Raw genomic sequence first — 19440 nt, 5'->3', positions numbered from 1 at the left:
AGCGACGGAAGCATCCGGCCGCGGGCGTACGCGATCACGCCGTATTCGATGAAGGCTGCAAATCGCGCAGCCAATTGCAGTCACTGCGGCAAACGGCCGGTTCCGCACGACGAACGGCGTCGCATCGAGGCGCCGGGCGGCCTAATCTGCCGGCGAGATGAAACGGCGCGGAGGAGCGTCCTTGGGCAGCCCCTTCGCCGACGCCGAACCGGCCCGGCGACCGTTCTTCGACCGTTATTTCGCCGCCAACCTGATCCTGTGGGCGTTCACCTACCTGCTGATCAGCGTCCGCTCGCTGGGCATGAGCACGCCCTGGCCTACCCTGCTGAATTACGGCCTGCGCCGCGGGGCGGTCTGCACGGCCGCCTTCCTGCTGTGCATCGTGTTCCAGCACCTCTTGTTGCGATCGGTCGGCTGGTCGCGAGCCCGTCGGCTGGCCCTGGCCGCGGGGCTCTCCGTGACGGGCGCCATCTTCTACACGGCCCTCAATCACGTGGCCTTCTACGTTATCGCGCCCTCGGCCGAGACCGCGCACGAAACGGCGATGGACTACATTTGGAACACCACGCTCACCTTCTCGAGCCTGATCTGGTCCTTCGTGGCCTGGTGCGCGGTGGTGTTCGCCCTGAACTCCGACGACCGGGCGCGCGAGCAGAGCCTGCGGTTGATGGAGGCCCAGGCGCTGGCGGCCGAAAGCCAGAACCAAATGCTGCGCTATCAGATCAACCCGCACTTCCTGTTCAACACGCTGAACGCGCTCTCCTCTCTGATCCTGCAAAAGGATTTCGACCGGGCCGAACGGATGGTGCTGTCGCTGTCCAATTTCCTGCGCGCCTCGCTGGAAAAGGCGCCTGGCGACAAGATCACCCTGGCAGACGAACTCACCGCGCAGCGCCAGTATCTCGCCATCGAACAGGAGCGGTTCGGCGATCGCCTGGTCCTGGTGGAGGCCATGCCGGACGAGCTGCAGGACGCCCTCGTCCCCGGCCTGATCCTCCAGCCGCTGATCGAGAACGCGGTGAAATACGGCGTCGCGCGCACCACACGGCCCGTGCGCGTGGAAATCGCCGCCGCGCTCGGCGACCAAGGGCTGGTCGTCACCGTGCAAGACGACGCCGTGCCGGACATCGTCAAGGCGCCGGCCACCCTGGGCGTCGGCCTGGCCAACGTGCGGCGCCGCCTGGAGGTGCTCTACGGCGAGGCCGGCCGGCTGACCTGCGGCCCGCGGCCAGGCGGCGGCTTTGCGGCGACCGTCGAGCTGCCCCTGGAGCGCCGATGACCCCGCTGCGTGTGCTCATCGTCGACGACGAGCCCCTGGCGCGGCGCCGGCTGGAGATCCTGCTGCGCGAGCAGCCGGCTATCGAGCTGGCCGGCGCCGCGTCCGACGGCGTGGCGGCGGCCCGGATGATCGCCGAACGCGCGCCGGACGTGGTGTTGCTGGACATCAAGATGCCGGGCCTGACCGGGCTGGAAGTGCTGGACAGGCTGGGGAAAGAGGCGCCGATCGTCATCTTCGTCACCGCCTTCGATCGCTTCGCCCTGGACGCCTTCGAGCGGGCAGCCTTCGACTACCTGCTGAAGCCCGTGGAGCCGGCCCGCCTGGCCGCCTCGCTCACCCGCGCCCGGGAGACCTTGGCCAACCGCGCCGCGGCCGAGCGGGCTGAGGAGCTGGAAGAGATTCTGCGCAACCTGCGCAGCGGGCCGGCCGGGGCCCAGCCGCCCAGCGCCTTCTGCCGCGAAATCTGGATCCAGGAGCGCGGCGGGCGCATCAGTGTGCCGGTCGCCGCCATCGACTGGATCGCCGCCGAGCGCGACTACGTGCGCATCCACACCCGCGCGCGCAGCTTCCTGGTCCGCCAGTCGATCGGCGCGCTCGCCGAGCGTCTGGACCCCGCCCAGTTCATCCGCATCCACCGCTCCAGCCTGGTGCGCATCGACCGCATCGTGCGTATCCGCCACGCCGCGGGTCGCGGCGCAGTGGTCCTGTCGACCGGCGCCGAAGTCGCCGTCTCCCGCCGACACATGGGCGCGCTGAAGGCGATGAGCACTTCACAGACCGGTCGATAGCCGCTTCCACAACAGCTCGTCATCCTCCGGTCGCGCGAAGACGCGATCCGGGGGACCCAAGCCGGGTCCGGCTGGGTTTGTCGCGGCCTTTCATCAAGCTCGGCTTGGGTCCCCCGGATCAGCCTACGGCTGACCGGAGGATGACGACGTTGGGGGATGGCGAGGGCTAGAGCGGACCGCAATCGAGGATCGTCTCGTAGAGATCAGCCCAGGTCGGGTTGGTTGCCTCGATGAGCTTGATCTTCCAGGCGCGCGGCCACTTCTTCAGGCGCTTCTCGCGGTGGATAGCGTTTGAGATGTCTTCGAAGGGTTCGGAATGGACAAGCCGCCGCACGCCGTACTTGCGGCAGAAAGCGCTGCCGATGCCCTCGCGATGCTCGAACACCCGTCGGGAAACGTCGCTGGTCACCCCGACGTAGAGCGTCCCATAGGGCGCGCTGGCCATGATGTAGACCCAGCCGCCCACCGTCTCATTCCAAGCTGAACGCCTGGACCCCCGCGGCCCTGAGCGCCGCCAGCCGTCCGAAGGCCAGCGTCAGGGCCTTGCGCCGGGCGCCGGCGAGGGGGACCGCGCCGGCCTCACGCAACACCGCGCCGCCAAAGCCGTCGGCGACGATCAGCCCCGGCTCCTCGGGCAGGATCTCGCGCGGGAACTCCGGCGCCACGGCGAAGGCGAAGGCGTCGCAATAGGGCTGGTACTCGTGCCACTTCTGGTCGGTGCGGAAGTCCTCCAGGCTGGACTTCACCTCGACGATGAAGATCTCGCCCTTGCGCCCCAGCGCCATCAGGTCGGCGCGGCGCCCGTTCGGCAGGGTCACCTCGGCCAGGGGCGCGTAGCCGAGCGCCGTCAGGAGTCGCGCGGCCCCGCGGGTGACGGCCGCGGTGGTCTCAGGCCGCGAAACGGTGACAAGGGTGACGGTGGCGTCCACCAGCCTAGAATGTTCCGGCTACGTTCCGGACGCAAGAGCCTCAGCCGTGCGCGGGCAGCGGGAATTCCAGGCGGCCGACGTCGAAGCCGAGCTGCTTAATGCGCGCCACGGCCTCGGTCTTGATCGCCATCGGCAGGATGGGCTTCTGCGACATCAGCCACAGGTATTTTCCGTCGTGGGTCGCCAGGATCAGCCAGCCCTCGTCCGACCGCTCTTCCAGCACCCAGTATTCCTGGCTGACCAGACCGCCGAAGAAACTCATCTTGAACTTGGCGTTGGAGACCGGGTCGGCGACGTGCGCCTTGGCCTTCCATTCCGACACCGGGCCGTCGGGCGAGCCCTTGTGGCAGGCCTGGACCACGGCGAAGCCTTCGCCGCTCCGCGTCCAGTCCGAGGTGCCGGCCTGGCAGCCGCGCTGGGTCATGTTCGGCAGGCGCGCCACTTCGTACCAGCGGCCCATCATGCGGGCGAGTTCGATGTGGGCGACCGGCTGGGCCACGGAGGCGGCCGCCGCCGGGAGCGCGGCGGCGAGCGCCGCGGCGGCGGCCAGAATCACGATCAGGCGTTTCAGCATGGGACGGTTGAATATCTTCGTCTTGTGACAAATGAAACGCCCGCGGAGGGTTCGCGGGCGCTGCATCAAGAGACAATACAACCTTGCCCTTTTAAGGGCGAAGTTACGCCTGTGGTGTTACGTCGCGCTACTCCGCCGCGATGGAGACTGGTTTCGCCCCGTCTTGCGACCGGTCCTTGAAGTTGATCGCCTGCAGGTATCGGATGCCATCCTCGGCGATGTCGTCGCCCACCGTGCGGTCGCCCTCGGCCGCCAATTCGTCCATGTCGACGTACATGGCGTAGAAGCCGCGAGTCCGCTCGGTGATCAGTTGGGCCTGCAGCAAGGTCTTGATGAGGACCCGGAAGACGTTGGTCTCGCCCTTGAACTTGCGCGTCGGATCGCGGCTCGCGCGCCGCTGCATGATGTCGGCGATCACCCGCTCCGGATCGAGGTCGAACTTGCCGTAGATCTCCGCCATCTGCCGCGGATCGCCGCGGTCGAACAGCAGGCTCTGGGCGCAGTGGGCGGTCCAGTCCTCGACCTGGTTGCGTTCCGCCTGCGTCAGCTTGGGGATCGTCCGGTCGGCCCAAATCTTCCCGAACTTGTGGTGGAAGGCCTCGTCGGTCATCACCAGCTGGAACAGCTTCTTGGCCACCGGGTCGCGATTGTAGCGGTAGCCGTTGGCGAAGGCGCCCATGGCCAGGCCCTCCACCAGCATCTGCATGCCGACGATCTTCTTGTAGACCTCCGGCGTCTCGATGATCTCCACCAGCAGGGTCTTCAGCGCCGCACCGCACTCGGTCGGGCGGCCCCAGCGGCTCTTGATGTATTTGGCGAAGGCGGTGACGTGGCGCGCCTCCTCGCGGGTCTGGTTGGCGGCGTATTCCTGGGCGCCCTGGTCATAGAGCACGTGGCAGAGGCTGGCCGACAGGTTCAGCGCCCCTTGCTCACCATGCAGGATCGAGGAGAAGCCGCGTAGCTGCATGTAGTTGATGAAGGCGATCTTCTGCTTCGGATCCTTCAACGCCTCGGCGACATAGGGCAGGCGCAGCAGCGGCTGCTGCTCGTCTGGAACCATCGCCTCGTTCTCGAGGTCGAAGGGCTCGTCGAAATCGATGTAGCGCTTGTCCAGCGGATCCCAGAAATGGTCGTGGGTGGCGCTGATGATCTTGTCGAAGGCCGTGGAGCGTTCGTTGTAGCGGTCCAGCGTCAGCATCGACTCGAAGTCGTCGGGGGCCACCGCCCCGTACATGGCGTCCTTGGTGATGTTGCCGTCGGCCATGGCGCGGGCTCCAGCCTGAACAATGTTCACTGAAGGATCGCTCCGGCGCGGGCGCAGGTCAAAGGAAACTCGCCCCGGCTCTGCCTCAGCAGAACGCCCGCCAGGTCTCCCCGGCGGGCGCTCGGGCTTCACACCTTGAGCAGGACACTCATTCCGCGGCGATCAGGACCTTAGCCAGGGCACGGTCCTTGAAGTTGATCTCCTGGAGGTACTTGATCCCCTCCTCGGCGATGTCGTCGCCGACCATCTTGTCGCCTTCGTTCTTCAGCTCGTCGATGTCGACATAGACCGCGTAGAACGCCTTGGTCCGGTCGGTGATGATGCCGGCGTTGACGAGGGTCTTCACCAGGACGCGGAAGATGTTGGTGGCTTCCTTCATCTCCTCGCGGCGGGTCTCGTCGTTGACCAGCTTGCCCATCTCCTCGATCACCCGGTTCGGGTCGAGGCCGAATTCCTCATAGAGGCCGAGGTTCTGGGTCGGGGCCACCAGGTTGAACAGCAGCGTCTGGAAGCAGTGCGCCGCCCACATCTCGATGACCTCATGCTCGGCCTCGGTCAGGTGCGGGATGGTGCGGTCGGCCCAGATCTTGCCGAACTTGTGGTGGAAGGCCTCGTCGGTCATCACCAGCTGGGTCAGCTTCTTGGCCAGCGGGTCGGCGGTCTCGTTGAAGATCGTGGCGAAGGCGCCCATGGCCAGGCCTTCCACCAGCATCTGCATGCCGATGATCTTCTTGTAGACCTCCGGCGCGCCGATGATCTCGACCAGCAGGTCCTTCAGGATCGGTCCGCATTCCACCGGCCGGCCCCAGCGGGCCTTGATGTACTTGGCGAAGGCCGTGACGTGGCGGGCCTCCTCGCGGGTCTGGTTGGCGGCGTATTCCTGCGCGCCCTGATCCTTCAGCACGTGGCAGAGGCTGGCCGACAGGTTCAGCGCGCCCTGCTCGCCGTGCAGGATCGAGGAGAAGGTGCGCAGCGTCTGGGCGTTGGCGAAGGCGATGCGGCGCTTCTCGGTGCCGAGGATCTCGTTGACGTAGTCGAGCTGCAGCGGCCCGATCATCTTCTCCGGCAGGATCATGGTGTTTTCCATGTCGAACGGCTCGGAGAAGTCGATGTACTTGGGGTCCAGCGGGTCCCAGAAGTGGTCGTGGGTCGCGCTGATGATTTTGTCGAACGCCGTCGAGCGGGCGTTGTAGCGGTCGAGCTCCAGCATCGACTCGAAGTCGTCCGGCGCCACGGCGTCGTAGATGATGTCCTTGGTGATGTTGCCGTCGGCGGCCATGGCGTCTGCTCCTGGGTCGCGGGCGAAATCCGCCCGTCTGGCGTTGGCTGGAGCCAACCATCTAAACACTGATCAGTCAACGAAAGATGACGGGGGCGTCAGGTTCAGATTCTGCTCTAGGCGAGGGCATCTTCATCCCGCGCTCGCCTCGATGGCGTCGATGTCGGCGTCCGACAGGCCCATGTGGTGGCCGATCTCGTGGACCAGGACGTGGGCGACCAGCTCCTCCAGGGTCACCTCGCCGTGCTCGGCCCATTCGTCGAGGATCGGGCGGCGGTAGAGGAAGATCATCGAGGGCCCCGCGGCCGGCCCGCCGGCGTCGCGGTGGCCGATGTCGATGCCCTGGTAGAGGCCGGTCAGGCCGAAGGCGTCCTCGATGCCGAGCTCGTCAAGCACCTCTTCGCTCGGGAAATCGTCGACGCGGAACACCACGTCGCCGGTGAGTTTGCGAAAGCCCTCCGGCAGGGTCAGGAAGGCGGCCTCGGCGATCGCCGCCAGGTCGTCCAGCGAAGGCGCCTTGCCGAACGGCGCATGCGGCTCACTCATCGGGCCAATTACTCATCTGGAACCACGATGTGGGGCGCCTCGGGCAGGCGGGTCTCGAAGAGGCCGATGTCCAGCGGCTGCTGCGGCTCGATAGGCCGCAAGGGCTGCTGAGCCATGGCGCGTACGGTTTCCGCGTCCAACGCCTGTCGCTCGCGTCGCGCGCGGCGGGCCTGCGGTGTCTCGATCGGTCGTTCGGCGGTGGCGATCCGCCAGTAGGAGACCATCAGCCGCCACGCGGTGCGCGGCGGCGCGGCGGTCGGTGCGGACCAGCGGCGGCCGTCGGCCATGGCCGGTTCGGCGTGGGCGATCTTCTGGCCGGGCAGGATCTGTTCGGTCAGCCTGCGCCAGGGCTCGTCCAGCAAGGCGCCGTAGGCCACGGCCGCCGCGTCTCGCGTCGCGAAGGCCGGACCGGTCGGATCTGTGGTGAAGATCACCGCCTCGCCCGCCACGCCCAGCGCCTCGCGCTCCCGGGCCGCCTGGCCCAGCGGAGCGGCCATGGCCTGCTCGGCATTCGCCGCCACAGGATAGAGGATCGCGGTCATCTCACCGATCATGCGAAGTTAGCCTATCCTAACGCGTGTGGCGCGGATGCGGCGAGCGGCGTCGCGGCCTAGACCCTTTCCCGGCTGACTTGAATCAAGTCAGCCGGGAAAGAACAGGGTGGTCGGCTATATCTGGAGCCCTTCTTGTCCGCTCAAGTTGATCCAACTTGAGTGGGAAGGGCTCTAGGGTGCGGGAAGCTGATTCGCCGGAGCAGGGCCGAAGCTAAGAGGCATGGGCGCCAACCAACTGATCCTGGCCGCCGCGGCGGGCGCGGTGTCGCTCGCCATCTGCGCGGTGCTGTGGGCGCTGGCCCAGCGCCGCCAGGCGCAGGACCGCGTCGCCGCCATCGCCCGGAAGCTTGCCGCCCTGGAGGCCCGCGCCGAAACCGCCCAGGCCTCGGCCGAGGCGTTCGACTCAGCCCTGCTGGCGGTGGAAGACGGCCGCGCGCTGCTGGCGTCCGGCGAGGAATCCCTGGCCGTCTGCGCCGCCGCCCTCGGCCTTTCCGAGCCTGACCCGCAAGGCGTCGTGAACGCCCTGATGCGCGCCGACCCCGACCATGCGCGGCGCCTGCGCGCGCTCTTCGAACGCGGCGAGGCCTGCGCCTTCGAGGTGCAGGGCCCCTCCAGCACAGGAAGCGGCGGGCTGGTGGCGGTCGAGGGCCGCGCGGCCGGCGCACTCGCCTGGTTGCGACTGTCGTCGGCGACGGCGGACGACGCCGGCCTGCCCACCGCGCCTCGCTTCGCGGCCTTCATCAACGCGCGCCCGACGCCGGCCTGGATCGCCGCGGCCGACGGTTCGCCCGTCTGGGTCAATTCGGCCTGGCTCAAGGCCGCCGACGCCGTCAGCCTCGATGACGCCGCCGCCCGTGGCGTGGCCTTCGACCGCTCCGCCGACGCTCTGGCCAGCGAGGCTGCCAACCTTGGCCAGCGGCGCGACACGGTCCGCTGGTCCACCGTGGCCGGCAAGCGCCGCGCCTTCCACATCGCCGCCCAGCCCCTGGAGGGCGGCGGCGTCGGCGTCTGGACCGAAGACGTCGGCGAGCAGGAAGACCTGCGCGAACTCCTGAAGCGCAATGTCGAGGCGCACGACGAGACCCTGAACCATATCGCCGAGGCCGTGGCGGTGTTCGACAAGGGCAAGAAGCTGATGTTCCACAACATCGCCTTCGCCGAACTCTGGGGCCTGGAGCCCGCCTGGCTGGCCGAACAGCCGACCCATTCGGAAGTGCTCGACCGCCTGCGCCAGCGCCGCCGCCTGCCGGAGACCGCCGACTATAGCAAGTGGAAGGCCGGCGAGCTCGACCGCTACGAGCAACTCGCCGCCGGCCCGGACGAGATGTGGAGCCTGCCGGACGGGCGGACCCTGAAGGTGGTGCGCCAGCCGCATCCGATGGGCGGCCTGCTGCTGCTCTATTCGGACATCACCGACGAGCTGAAACTGACCAGCCAGTACAACGCCCTGATCCAGGTGCAGCAGGCGACGCTCGACAAGCTTTCGGACGCGGTGACCGTGTTCGGCTCTGACGGCCGCCTGCGCCTGCACAACGAGAGCTTCGCCAAATTCTGGAACGTCACCCCGGCCCAGGTCGAGGCGGCCGGCGACTTCGAGGGCGTGGTCGAGCTCTGCATTCCCAAGCTGCATGACCGCAGCTTCTGGGCGGAGCTGAAGGGCCGCGTCGCCGATCCCGATCCGCAGGCCCGCGCGCCGACCACCGGCGAGGTGAAGACCGCCGACAGCCGCATCGTCCTCTACCAATCCAGGCCTTTGCCTGACGGGGCGACGCTGATCGCCTTCACCGACGTCACCGACGCCCGTAAGCTGGAGGGCGCGCTGGAGGCCAAGGAGCAGGCCCTGGCCGACGCCGAGCGGCTGAAGCGCGACTTCGTGGGCAACGTCTCCTACGAACTGCGCACCCCGCTGACCACCATCATCGGCTACTCGGAGCTTCTGGAACGCTCCGGCGAGGGCCTGTCCGAGCGCGGCCGCGGCCATGCCGCGGCGGTGAAGCAGGCGGCGACCCAGCTAGCGCGCTCCATCGACGACGTGCTCGACATGGCCCAGATCGACGCCGACGAGATGGCGCTGGACCTGGAGGACGTCCGCGTCGCCGAGCTGCTGGCCGCCCAGGCTGAGCGCTGGGCGCCGGAGGCCGAAGCGGCCAACGTCGCCATCGTCGTGGAATGCCCGCCCGAGGTCGGCCTGATCCGCGGCGACGCGCGCCGCCTCGGCCAGATACTCACCCATCTGGTGGAGAACGCCCTGGGTCAGACCCCGGCCGGCGGGACCGTCACCCTGGGCGCCAAGAAAGGCCTGGGCGAGGTGCAGCTCAGCGTCACCGATACCGGCCGCGGCATCCCCTTCCACGTCCAGGCGCACATCTTCGACCGTTTCATCGGCCGCGAGCGCGGCGGCCCGGGCCTGGGCCTGGCGCTGGTCAAGGCCTTGACCGAACTGCACGGCGGCTGGGTGGCGCTGGAGAGCGAACCCGGCGCCGGCGCCACCTTCACCTGCCACCTCCCCGAAGAAGCCGTGGCCGCGGCCGCCCAGCCCGAGCTAGGGTTGCGGCCTTAGGGGTGTGGGCGAGCGTTCGGGGGACAAGATGCGCAGACTGGGACTGATCCTCGCCATGGGCGCCGCCGTCCTGTGCACCGCCACGCACGCCGAGACGCCGGCGCTCTCCACCTGCGAAGGTCCCGCCAAGGCGCCGGCCTGCACCGCCGTGCGCGGCGACCGGGCCGAGGGCTGGGGCGCCCAGTCGCGCGCCGAGGTGATGGCCCGCCACGGCATGGTCTCCACCAGTCAGCCGCTGGCCGCTCAGGCGGGACTGCAGGTGCTGAAGGCGGGCGGCAACGCGGTCGACGCCGCGGTGGCCACCGCCGCCATGCTCAGCCTGGTCGAGCCGATGAACGTCGGCCCGGGTGGCGACGTCTTCGCCATCGTCTACGTCGCCAAGGCGCACAAGCTCTACGCGCTGAACGCCAGCGGCATGGCCCCCAGCGGCGCGACGCCGGAGCACTTCGCCGCCCTCGGCTATCACGCTGACCCCGCCAACTGGGGCCCGGGCTCCGGCATGCCGCAGGGTGGGATCCTGCCGGTCACCGTGCCGGGCTCCGTCTGGGGCTGGGACGCCCTGCTGAAGCGCTTCGGCACCATGGGCTTCAAGCAGGTGCTGGAGCCGGCGGCGAGCTACGCCGAGGAAGGCTTCCCCATCAGCCAGCGGATCGGCCACGACTGGCATCTGCAGAAGACCTGGCCAGCCGCCGGCAAGCCCTCCGACGCCGCCGTCGACCCGGACGCGGCGGCGATCTTCTATCCCGACGGCCGCCAGCCGGAGCCCGGTCAGGTCTTCCGCAACCCCGGCCTCGCCAGGACCTTCCGCCTGCTGCAGGCGCAGGGAGCGGCGGCCTTCTACAAGGGCGAGATCGGCCGCGCGATCGTCGCCAAGTCCACGGCGCAGGGCGGGACCATGACGATGGACGACCTCGCCCGCTATTCCGGCGAGTGGATCGATCTCGCCCACACCACCTACCACGGTCACGACATCTATGAGCTTCCGCCGCCCTCGCAGTCCTGGGCGGCGCTGGAGATGCTCAATGTGCTGGAGGCCTGCGTTCCGGCCTGGACGCCGGGCGAGACCCTGGCCAGCCTGGGACCCCGCAGCCCGCGCTACTGGCACTTCATGGTCGAGGCCAAGAAGCTGGCCTTCGCCGACCTGATCGCCTTCAACGCCGACCCGCACTTCGCCAAGATTCCGCTGGAGCGTCTGCTCTCCAAGGCCCACGCCAGGGAACTCTGCGGCAAGGCTGATCCAGCCCATGCCTCGGCCACCGGCCGACCGGGCGCGGCGGACGCCAACGGCGACACCATCGTGCTCACCACCGCCGACGACCAGGGCAACATGGTCGCCTGGGTGAACTCCAACTATTCGAACTTCGGCTCGGGCCTGGGCGTGCCGGGCTACGGTTTCGTGCTGCACAACCGCGGCGGCCTCTTCAGCCTCGACCCCAAGTCGCCCAACGTCATCGCGCCCGGCAAGCGGCCCTACAACACGCTGGCCGCCGGCTTCGTGATGGACGGGACCGCACCGCTCATGTCGATCCTGCTGATGGGCGGCGACATGCAGGCCCAGGGCCACGCCCAGGCGCTGGTCAACATCTTCGACCTCGGCGCCAATCTGCAGATGGCCACCGACATGGCCCGCTTCCGGCACAATCAGGTGGCCAACCGCCTGGTGCTGGAGCCCGGCCTCTACGACCTGGTCGGCAAGGATCTGACCGCCATGGGCCACAGGCTGGACAAGCCCGACAGCGCCATCATGGGCGGCTTCCAGTCGATCCTGGTGCAGAACCCCGACGCCGAACCAGGTTCTGCCAAGCCCCGCGTCTACCGCGCCGGCTCCGACCATCGCAAGGACGGCCAGGCGGTCGGGTTCTAGCGCGCCTCTTCGCCTTGCCTCCGCCGCGGACGGATGGGACAAAAGCGAATCTGGGGAGCGAAACAAATGCAAAAGCAAGAGACGCGCGGCGTCGCCGGGCGCGCCTTCAAGACTCTGATCGCCGGCGCCGCGGCGCTGTCCATGGCCCTGGGCCCGGCCGCATTTGGCGCGGATGCGAAGCCCGCCCCGCATCCGATGGGCGCCGCGGCCGTCGACGGCGCGCGCCTGCTGGCAGCCGACGCCGAGCCCGGGACCTGGATGGCGTCCGGCCGCACCTATTCCGAACAGCGCTACAGCCCGCTGACCGGCATCAACAAGGCCAACGTCTCTAAGCTGGGCCTCGCCTGGTACGGCGATATCGACACTGAGCGCGGCCAGGAATCGACGCCCGTCGTGGTCGACGGCGCGCTCTACATCACCACCGCCTGGTCGAAGGTGAAGGCCTATGACGCTAAGACCGGCGCCAAGCTCTGGGACTACGATCCCAAGGTCGATCCGGCCAACGGCGCGGTGGCCTGTTGTGACGTGGTCAACCGCGGGGTCGCCGCCTGGAAGGGCAAGCTCTACCTCGGCGCGCTCGATGGCCGGCTGATCGCGCTGGACGCCAAGACCGGCAAGGTCGCCTGGTCGGTGCAGACCACCGATCCCAAGCAGCCCTATACGATCACCCAGGTCCCGCGGATCGTGAAAGGCTTGGTGATCATCGGCAACGCCGGCGCCGAATACACCTGCCGCGGTTACGTCTCGGCCTATGACGCGGCCACCGGCAAGCTGAAGTGGCGCTTCTACACCGTGCCCGCCGCACCCGGCGATCCGACCAACACCCCGCAACTGAAGTCCGCCCTGAAGACCTGGGACGGCGACTTCTGGAAATACGGCGGCGGCGCCACGGCCTGGGACACCATCCTCTACGATCCCAAGACCGACCTGATCTACTTCGGCACCGGCAACGGCCTCTCCTGGAGCCAGGAAGTCCGCAGCCCGAAGGGTGGCGACAACCTCTTTGTCTCCTCGGTGATCGCAGTGAAGGCGACCACCGGCCAGTACGTCTGGCACTTCCAGGAGGTGCCGGGCGACGAGTGGGACTACGACGTCACCAACCCGCTGATGACCGCCGACCTGAAGATCAAGGGCCAGGTTCGCCATGTCCTGATGCAGGCCCCCAAGACCGGCTTCTTCTACGTCTGGGACGCGGCCACCGGGAAGCTGATCTCGGCCGAGAAGTTCGCGCCGGCCAACTGGGCCTCGAAGATCGACATGAAGACCGGCCGCCCGGTCGAGAACCCCGACGTCCGCTACACCGACGACAAGGCCGCCATCGTCCAGCCCGCGCCGCTGGGGGCCCACAACTGGCACCCGATGGCCTACAGCCCGAAGACCGGCCTGGTCTATATCCCGGTCACCGAGAGTTCGACCGGCTTCCAGTCTGCCAAGCCCGACACCTTCCAGGTGAAGGAGCGGGTCTACAACACCGGCACAGTGTCCTTCTCCGACAAGATCACCGAGCTTTACGGCAAACCCGGCGCGCTGCCGCGCGGCAACATCCGCTCCTACCTGGAAGCCTACGACCCGATCCGGCAGAAGGAAATCTGGCGCGCGCCCGACAAGGACTACGGCGCCCACGGTGTCCTGGTCACCGCCAGCGACATCGTCTTCTCCGGCGACTGGAGCGGCAATTTCAACGCCTTCGACGCCAGGACGGGCCAGAAGCTGTGGTCGGCCCCGACCCAGGCCGACGTGGTCGCCGCGCCTTCGACCTACACCATCGGCGGCGAGCAATATGTGGCCCTGGTGGTCGGCGCCCGCGGCCTGCCGCCCGGCCAGGCGCGAACCAATCCGCTGAGCGCCAACAACTCGCGCCTGCTGGTCTTCAAGCTCAACGCCAGCGCGACCCTGCCGCAGACGCCGATCGCCGGCTCCGTGGCCGGCAAGGTGCTCGACCCGCCGCTGCTGACCGGCACCAACGAGCAGGTGATCGACGGCGAAGGCGCCTATGGCCGCTTCTGCGCCGGCTGCCACGGCTCGGGCGGCGTGGCCGACAAGTCGATCCCCGACCTGCGCTACTCGCCGGCGCTCCGCAACCTGACGACCTGGAACTCGATCGTTGTGGACGGGACCCGCGCCGACAAGGGCATGGTCTCATTCAAGAAGGTGCTCGCCGAAGGTCAGGCCGAGGCGATCTACCACTACATCGTCAGCCAGGCGAACAAGGCGAAGGCCGCCCAGCAGGCCTCGGCGAAGAAGTAGTCTGCGGCCCGCCGAAACCTCATTCCATCCTCATGCCGTTTCGCGCGAGGATCGCGGCGACCTGAAGCAACGGGGCCGAGGCCGCCCATGACGCCGCCAAGCACGCCGGGCGAATTCGAATGCCCCGACTGCGGGAACCCCGCCGTCGTATTGAGCGCCGGGCCCGACGGCGACAGCCTGGCGAGCTGCCAGGGTTGCGGCCGCGCCCATGGCCGATGGGCCGAGATCCTGGCGGCGCGGGCGGCGGCTCCGCCGGCGCCGAAACGTCGCGTCTTCGCCGGCTGGTTCCTCCGGGGCGCAACGCGCTGGCGCAGCCACGGCGGCGCGATCAGCTATCCGGGCGGAGCGGGGCGCCCAGCATCATCGCCGCCCAGTCGGCCACCGGGATCAGCCGCGGATCGGCCAGCTCGTCGAATTCCGCCGCCAGCTGCGGGTGACGGCGCACGATCTCAGCGATCCGCCGCTCCAGTGTCGCGATCCTGGCCTTGAGGAGCTCGACCTCGTCCATGACAGGATGACGACAAGGCCCCGGCGGCGCCTCAGCGAACGGAGATGTGCGGTCCTGCCGCGTCAGGGAACACGGCGACGTCGCCCCTGCTCCAAGCCAAGATTGGCCTATCGCGTCGGGACCGGAACCTCGCCGCGATAGTCGTAGAAGCCGCGGCCGGCCTTGCGGCCCAGCCAGCCGGCCTCGACGTATTTCACCAGCAGCGGACAGGGACGGTACTTGGAATCCGCCAGGCCCTCGTAGAGCACGTTCATGATCGAGAGCACCGTATCCAGGCCGATGAAGTCGCCCAGCTCCAGCGGACCCATGGGGTGGTTGGCGCCTAGCTTCATGGCCGTGTCGATGGCGTCCACCGTGCCGACGCCCTCATAGAGCGTATAGATCGCCTCGTTGATCATCGGCACCAGCACCCGGTTGACGATGAAGGCCGGGAAATCCTCGGCGTTCGCGGTCGTCTTGCCCAGCGATTGCGCGAAGAGGACGGCGGTCTCGTAGGTGTCGGGGCCCGTGGCGATGCCGCGGATGATCTCCACCAGCTTCATCAAGGGCGCCGGGTTCATGAAGTGCAGGCCGATGAACCGGTCGGGCCGATCGGTGGCCGCCGCCAGGCGGGTGATCGAAATGGAGGAGGTGTTGGAAGCCAGCAGCGTGGTCTCCGACAGGTGCGGCCCCAAAGCCTTGAAGATCGCCTTCTTGGTCTCTTCGTTCTCGGTGGCCGCTTCGATGGCCAGGTCGGCGCCGCCGATGGTCTGGAGTTCCGGCGCCGGTTTGATGCGGGCCAGGGCGGCATCCATCTGATCTTGGGTGACGATGCCCCGCGTCACCTGGCGGGTAAGGTTGCGGTGGATCAGGCCCATGCCCGCTTCCAGCCGTTCGGCGCTGACGTCATGCAGAAGGACGTCATAGCCACCCAGCGCCACCACATGAGCGATGCCGGTCCCCATCTGGCCCGCGCCAATGACGCCGACCGACTTAATCTGAACCATTCAATGAGCCTCGATGAACGGGCCCGCCCCCAAATCCCCGAGTAAACTTGGCGCGGCCCTTCTTTTTATGGCGGCTTTCTAACATAACGGCGCCGTACCGCCGCAAGGCTTTTGCTGCGGCGCAGCGTGACCATGGCCCAGCGTCGTCAGAAGCTGTCCGGCTCGCCGGCTCCGGGCTCGCGCCCGATCTCGGCGACCAGCCAGTCGCGAAGTGCGTGGATGCGGGCCAGTTTGGGGTTGTCGCCCCGCCAGGCGACATAGAAGGCGAAATCGTTCTCGACCGCCTCCGGGAGGAGCCGCACCAGCCGCCCGGTCTCCAGATCGTGCTGCACGAGGCTGGATCGCGCCAGGGCGACGCCCATGCCCTGAGCCGCGGCCTCGATGACCATCATCGAGTCCTCGAACACGGGCCCCGAGGCCGGCGGCTCAGACAGACCGAAGCCGGAGAACCACAGCCGCCACGGCCTGTGGGTGTGCCGCAGCAGCGGCGCGGCCAGCAGGTCCTGAGGGGTGCAGATCGCTTCATGCCCCGCCAAGGTTGGGCTGCAGACCGGGAACAGCTGCTCGCGGAACAAGAGGGCGGACTCCACCCCGATCGGCTGCTCTCGGCCATAGCGCAGTCCGACGTCGACGCCGTCGCTGACAAAATCGGCCAGGCGTTCCTCGAAGCGGAGATCGAGGTTGGCCCCCGCCGGATCGGCCAACAGCCTAGTCAACCGCCGCGGCAGCCAGCGGACGCCAAGCTGGGGATCGATGCTCACCACCAAGGCGTCGGCGGACGCTGAGCTCGCGAATTCCTGGACGGCGTCGCTCAGGATCGCTTGCGCCGCGGCGATCCGTTCGGCGAGCCGCGCGGCGGCCGGCAGCGGGATCATGCCATTGCCCTGCCGGCGGAACAGCCGCGCGCCGAGCTCAGCTTCCAGTCGGCGGATCTGCTGGCTGACCGCGCCGTGGGTGACCGCCAGCTCCTTGGCCGCACGGCTGTAGCTTTGGTGCCGGGCGGCGGCCTCGAGGGCGCGCAGCGCGAAGTAGGGCGGCAGGCGTTTCATGGCCAGGTTGTTAGCCGATGTAACAACCTGGAGCAAAAACTATCGTTCGCGACGGGCCATGCGCGACCCCACATCCAGGTCAGCGGCGCCGCTGATTTCGCGAACAAAACCAAAGGACCAAGATCATGAAGACCCAGCTTTTGGGACTGACCGCGGCTGGCCTCCTGCTCGCCGCAACCTCGGCCGCCGCCACCACCACGCCGTGGGAGTCGCACACCTACGCGGATCGCGTGCAGGCCAGGGCCGACGCCCTGCTGCGGGCGGCCGGGATCGATGCGCAAGGCCCGCCGGTTTCGGTGCGCGCCCGGATCAACCCGGACGGACATCTGGCCGGCGTGCAGATCCTGCGTACGTCCGGCTCGCCCGAGATCGATCGCGCGGTGGCGGACGTGCTGCGCAAGGTGCTCGTCGCCGACGCTCCGGTCGGATTGCTCGAGGGCGCGGTGACCCTGAACGTCGGCCAGGGCGCAGGCCCGCCGGCCCAGGCCCATTGACGGCCGGCGCGGCCTCACCCGGCCGCATTCGACCGAAGAAAAAGGGGACGGTCCTTGGCTGGACCGCCCCCTTTTGTTCGAGGTCTGAGAGCCGCCTACTTGCCCGCGGCGGTCAGCGCGGCCATCAGCTCCGGCACGGCGGTCTTATAGTCCGCCACCAGGCCGTAGTCGGCGACCTGGAAGATCGGCGCGTCGGCGTCCTTGTTGATCGCCACGATGACCTTGGAGTCCTTCATGCCGGCCAGGTGCTGGATGGCGCCGGAGATGCCGATGGCGATGTAGAGCTCGGGCGCGACCACCTTGCCGGTCTGGCCGACCTGGTAGTCGTTGGGGGCATAGCCGGCGTCGACCGCGGCGCGGCTGGCGCCGACAGCGGCCCCGAGCTTGTCGGCCAGCGGCTCGATCACCTTCTGGAACTCTTCGGCCGAGCCCATGGCGCGGCCGCCGGAGACCACGATCTTGGCGCCCGAAAGCTCCGGACGCGCCGACTTCACCAGCTTCTGGTCGACGAAGTGGGTCTTGGCCGGAGCGGCCGGCGCCGGGATGGTCTCCACCTTGGCCGAGCCGCCATCCGCCGCCGCCTTGAAGACGGTGGGCCTGACGGTGATCACCTTCTTGGCGTCGGAGGACTGGATCGTCTCCAGCGCGTTGCCGGCGTAGATCGGCCGCACGAACGTGTTGGCGTCGATCACGTCAACGATCTCGGAGATCTGCGCCACGTCCAGCTTGGCGGCGATACGCGGGCTGAAGTTCTTGCCCTGGCTCGTGGCGGGCGTCAGCACCGCGTCGTAGTTGGCCATCAGCGGGACCACGAGGGCTTCCATGGCCTCGGCCAGGCCCTCGCCCAGGCTGTCGCTTTCCGCCAGCAGGACCTTGCGCACGCCGGTGATCTTGGCGGCCGCGTCGGCCACGCCCTTGGCGCCCTTGCCGGCCACCAGGACATCGACGTCGCTGGAGAGCTTGAGCGCGGCGGTCACCGTCTTCTCGGTGGTGTCCCGCAGGTGGGCGTTGTCGTGGTCGGCGATGACGAGAACGGCCATCAGAGCACCCCCGCTTCGGTCTTGAGCTTGGAGACGAGGTCGGCGGCGGTCTCCACCTTGATGCCGCCGGCGCGCTTCGGCGGCTCGGTGACCTTCAGGACCTTCAGCCGCGGCGCGGTGTCCACGCCCAGCGAAGCGAGCTCTTCGATGGCGAGCTCCTTCTTCTTGGCCTTCATGATGTTGGGCAGGCTCGCATAGCGCGGCTCGTTGAGGCGCAGGTCCGCGGTGACGACGCCCGGCAGGTCGATTTCCAGGGTCTGCAGGCCGCCGTCGACCTCGCGGGTCACCTTGGCCTTCTTGCCGGAGACTTCCAGGGCGGACGCGAACGTCGCCTGCGGCCAGTCGAGCAGGGTCGCCAGCATCTGGCCGGTGGCGTTGTTGTCGCCGTCGATGGCCTGCTTGCCCATGATCACCAGCTCGGGGTTTTCCTTGCCGATGATCGCCTTCAGCACCTTGGCCACAGCCAGGGGCTCCAGGTCTTCGGTGGTCTGCACCAGGATTGCGCGGTCGGCGCCCATGGCCAGCGCGGTGCGCAGCGTCTCGCTCGCCTGGGCCGGCCCGATGGAGACGGCGACGACTTCGGTGGCGACGCCCTTTTCCTTGAGACGCACGGCCTCTTCGACCGCGATCTCGCAGAAGGGATTCATCGACATTTTCACGTTCGCGAGGTCGACACCCGTCTGGTCGGGCTTCACCCGCGCCTTGACGTTGTAATCGATCACCCGCTTGACCGGGACCAACACCTTCATGGGTCGCTAGCGCCTCAAATCTGCTGGGGAATGATGGTTTCGAGTGCGGGCAATAGCGGTTCCGGCGCGGTTTGCAAACCGGCTCCAGCTATAGCCAACGACCCTGTTTATCCCCGCTGACTTGATCCAAGTCAGCCGGGACAGGGTCTTGGGGGGACTGACGTAGCCGCAGTGATCGCTTAAAGAGAGGGCCATGAACAAGACGATCGACCGCCTGAAGTGGATCTTCCTCGGCATCTTCGCCGTGGCCAACGTCGGCATCCTGGTGTGGACCGTGGGCTGGGCGTGGCCTGAGGAACGCTGCGTGGGCGCGCATAAGTGGTGGGACGGCTACAGCCGGGTCTGCGCCCAGCCGATCCTGACGTCCGACCTGACCGGGCGGATGATCACCGACCAGAAGGCCAAGGACGAAGCGCTGCGCGCCATCGGCCGCCTGCCGCCGGGGACACCTGCTGCGCCGAAGCCCTAGCCCGGATATCTCACACGGCTCACGGTTGGGGGGGCGAGGCCTGGCATCGGCGTTGGAGTTATCTTGAAGGCGGCCGCCGTCGGCCGCTTGGGGCGGGGGGCTGTGATCGTCTGGGTGCGGGTTCTGTTTCGGGGACGGGTTTTGGCGGGGCGCAGTCAGGCGGCTTTGGCGAGGCGCCCATAGGCCAGGGCCCATTCACGTTTCCAGGGATAGGCCGAGGCCATGGCGATCTTGATGCGGCGCACGGAGGTTCTGACGAGC

Annotated in this window: 19 protein-coding genes; 7 read left to right on the top strand and 12 right to left on the bottom strand. The window is 68.1% G+C overall.

Annotation, left to right across the window (positions count from 1 at the left end; all coding sequences use genetic code 11):
- Positions 1-181 precede the first annotated feature (181 nt).
- Together VHS75_RS12410 and VHS75_RS12405 are read left to right on the top strand one after the other, a co-directional pair.
- On the top strand, positions 182-1279 hold the full coding sequence (locus VHS75_RS12410) for a sensor histidine kinase (protein WP_329638932.1): 1098 nt from the start codon (positions 182-184) through the stop codon (positions 1277-1279).
- Positions 1276-2067, top strand: coding sequence for a LytTR family DNA-binding domain-containing protein (locus VHS75_RS12405; protein WP_329638931.1), 792 nt, complete (start codon positions 1276-1278; stop codon positions 2065-2067). The genes VHS75_RS12410 and VHS75_RS12405 overlap by 4 nt, the downstream gene beginning before the upstream one ends.
- Positions 2068-2233: 166 nt before the next feature.
- Here the strand turns inward: VHS75_RS12405 and VHS75_RS12400 are convergent, their stop codons facing one another.
- The 7 genes from VHS75_RS12400 to VHS75_RS12370 all read right to left on the bottom strand — a co-directional run bounded on the left by VHS75_RS12400 (position 2234) and on the right by VHS75_RS12370 (position 7213).
- Positions 2234-2533: a GIY-YIG nuclease family protein gene (locus tag VHS75_RS12400; RefSeq protein ID WP_329638930.1), complete on the bottom strand. Its 300-nt coding sequence runs from the start codon at positions 2531-2533 to the stop codon at positions 2234-2236.
- A 4-nt stretch (positions 2534-2537) separates the two neighbouring features.
- On the bottom strand, positions 2538-2996 hold the full coding sequence (gene mmcB, locus VHS75_RS12395; protein WP_329638929.1) for a DNA repair putative endonuclease MmcB: 459 nt from the start codon (positions 2994-2996) through the stop codon (positions 2538-2540).
- A 40-nt stretch (positions 2997-3036) separates the two neighbouring features.
- Positions 3037-3570, bottom strand: a complete 534-nt coding sequence (locus VHS75_RS12390) for a lipocalin family protein (RefSeq protein ID WP_329638928.1) — start codon at positions 3568-3570, stop codon at positions 3037-3039.
- A 127-nt stretch (positions 3571-3697) separates the two neighbouring features.
- Positions 3698-4834, bottom strand: coding sequence for a ferritin-like domain-containing protein (locus tag VHS75_RS12385; RefSeq protein ID WP_329638927.1), 1137 nt, complete (start codon positions 4832-4834; stop codon positions 3698-3700).
- Between the two features lie 148 nt (positions 4835-4982).
- Positions 4983-6113, bottom strand: coding sequence for a ferritin-like domain-containing protein (locus tag VHS75_RS12380; protein ID WP_329638926.1), 1131 nt, complete (start codon positions 6111-6113; stop codon positions 4983-4985).
- Between the two features lie 132 nt (positions 6114-6245).
- Positions 6246-6659: a metallopeptidase family protein gene (locus tag VHS75_RS12375; RefSeq protein ID WP_329638925.1), complete on the bottom strand. Its 414-nt coding sequence runs from the start codon at positions 6657-6659 to the stop codon at positions 6246-6248.
- 8 nt (positions 6660-6667) lie between these two features.
- A complete protein-coding gene (locus VHS75_RS12370; RefSeq protein WP_329638924.1) occupies positions 6668-7213 on the bottom strand; it encodes a hypothetical protein in 546 nt (181 codons plus the stop codon).
- 220 nt (positions 7214-7433) lie between these two features.
- Here VHS75_RS12370 and VHS75_RS12365 point away from each other — a divergent pair, with 220 nt between their 5' ends.
- The 3 genes from VHS75_RS12365 to VHS75_RS12355 all read left to right on the top strand — a co-directional run bounded on the left by VHS75_RS12365 (position 7434) and on the right by VHS75_RS12355 (position 13884).
- Complete coding sequence (locus VHS75_RS12365) at positions 7434-9773, top strand: PAS-domain containing protein (RefSeq protein ID WP_329638923.1); 2340 nt, start codon at positions 7434-7436, stop codon at positions 9771-9773.
- Between the two features lie 28 nt (positions 9774-9801).
- Complete coding sequence (locus VHS75_RS12360; RefSeq protein WP_329638922.1) at positions 9802-11637, top strand: gamma-glutamyltransferase family protein; 1836 nt, start codon at positions 9802-9804, stop codon at positions 11635-11637.
- A 66-nt stretch (positions 11638-11703) separates the two neighbouring features.
- Positions 11704-13884 (top strand): PQQ-dependent dehydrogenase, methanol/ethanol family, encoded by a 2181-nt coding sequence (locus tag VHS75_RS12355; protein ID WP_329638921.1) that lies wholly within the window; start codon positions 11704-11706, stop codon positions 13882-13884.
- Positions 13885-14212: 328 nt separating this feature from the next.
- On the opposite strand, the gene VHS75_RS12350 is transcribed toward VHS75_RS12355, so the two are convergent.
- The 3 genes from VHS75_RS12350 to VHS75_RS12340 all read right to left on the bottom strand — a co-directional run bounded on the left by VHS75_RS12350 (position 14213) and on the right by VHS75_RS12340 (position 16427).
- Positions 14213-14392: a hypothetical protein gene (locus tag VHS75_RS12350; RefSeq protein ID WP_329638920.1), complete on the bottom strand. Its 180-nt coding sequence runs from the start codon at positions 14390-14392 to the stop codon at positions 14213-14215.
- Between the two features lie 107 nt (positions 14393-14499).
- Positions 14500-15378 carry a 3-hydroxybutyryl-CoA dehydrogenase gene (locus tag VHS75_RS12345; protein ID WP_329638919.1) on the bottom strand — a complete coding sequence of 293 codons (879 nt, stop codon included), beginning with the start codon at positions 15376-15378 and terminating at the stop codon, positions 14500-14502.
- Positions 15379-15524: 146 nt separating this feature from the next.
- Complete coding sequence (locus VHS75_RS12340) at positions 15525-16427, bottom strand: LysR substrate-binding domain-containing protein (protein WP_329638918.1); 903 nt, start codon at positions 16425-16427, stop codon at positions 15525-15527.
- Between the two features lie 125 nt (positions 16428-16552).
- Between VHS75_RS12340 and VHS75_RS12335 the strand changes: the two genes are divergently transcribed.
- Positions 16553-16921, top strand: coding sequence for a TonB family protein (locus VHS75_RS12335; RefSeq protein WP_329638917.1), 369 nt, complete (start codon positions 16553-16555; stop codon positions 16919-16921).
- 95 nt (positions 16922-17016) lie between these two features.
- Here VHS75_RS12335 and VHS75_RS12330 read toward each other — a convergent pair whose 3' ends face one another.
- Positions 17017-17961, bottom strand: a complete 945-nt coding sequence (locus VHS75_RS12330; protein WP_329638916.1) for an electron transfer flavoprotein subunit alpha/FixB family protein — start codon at positions 17959-17961, stop codon at positions 17017-17019.
- On the bottom strand, positions 17961-18710 hold the full coding sequence (locus VHS75_RS12325) for an electron transfer flavoprotein subunit beta/FixA family protein (protein ID WP_329638915.1): 750 nt from the start codon (positions 18708-18710) through the stop codon (positions 17961-17963). The genes VHS75_RS12330 and VHS75_RS12325 overlap by 1 nt, the downstream gene beginning before the upstream one ends.
- Positions 18711-18903: 193 nt before the next feature.
- Between VHS75_RS12325 and VHS75_RS12320 the strand changes: the two genes are divergently transcribed.
- The gene (locus tag VHS75_RS12320; protein WP_329638914.1) at positions 18904-19179 is read left to right on the top strand and encodes a hypothetical protein; all 276 of its coding nucleotides are present in this window, start codon (positions 18904-18906) and stop codon (positions 19177-19179) included.
- The last annotated feature ends 261 nt before the right edge of the window (positions 19180-19440 follow it).

Source organism: Phenylobacterium sp. (genome assembly GCF_036264965.1).
Taxonomy (GTDB): Bacteria; Pseudomonadota; Alphaproteobacteria; order Caulobacterales; family Caulobacteraceae; genus Phenylobacterium.
The sequence above is the reverse complement of the archived record's forward strand: the minus strand, read 5'-3'. Positions and strand labels throughout refer to the sequence as shown.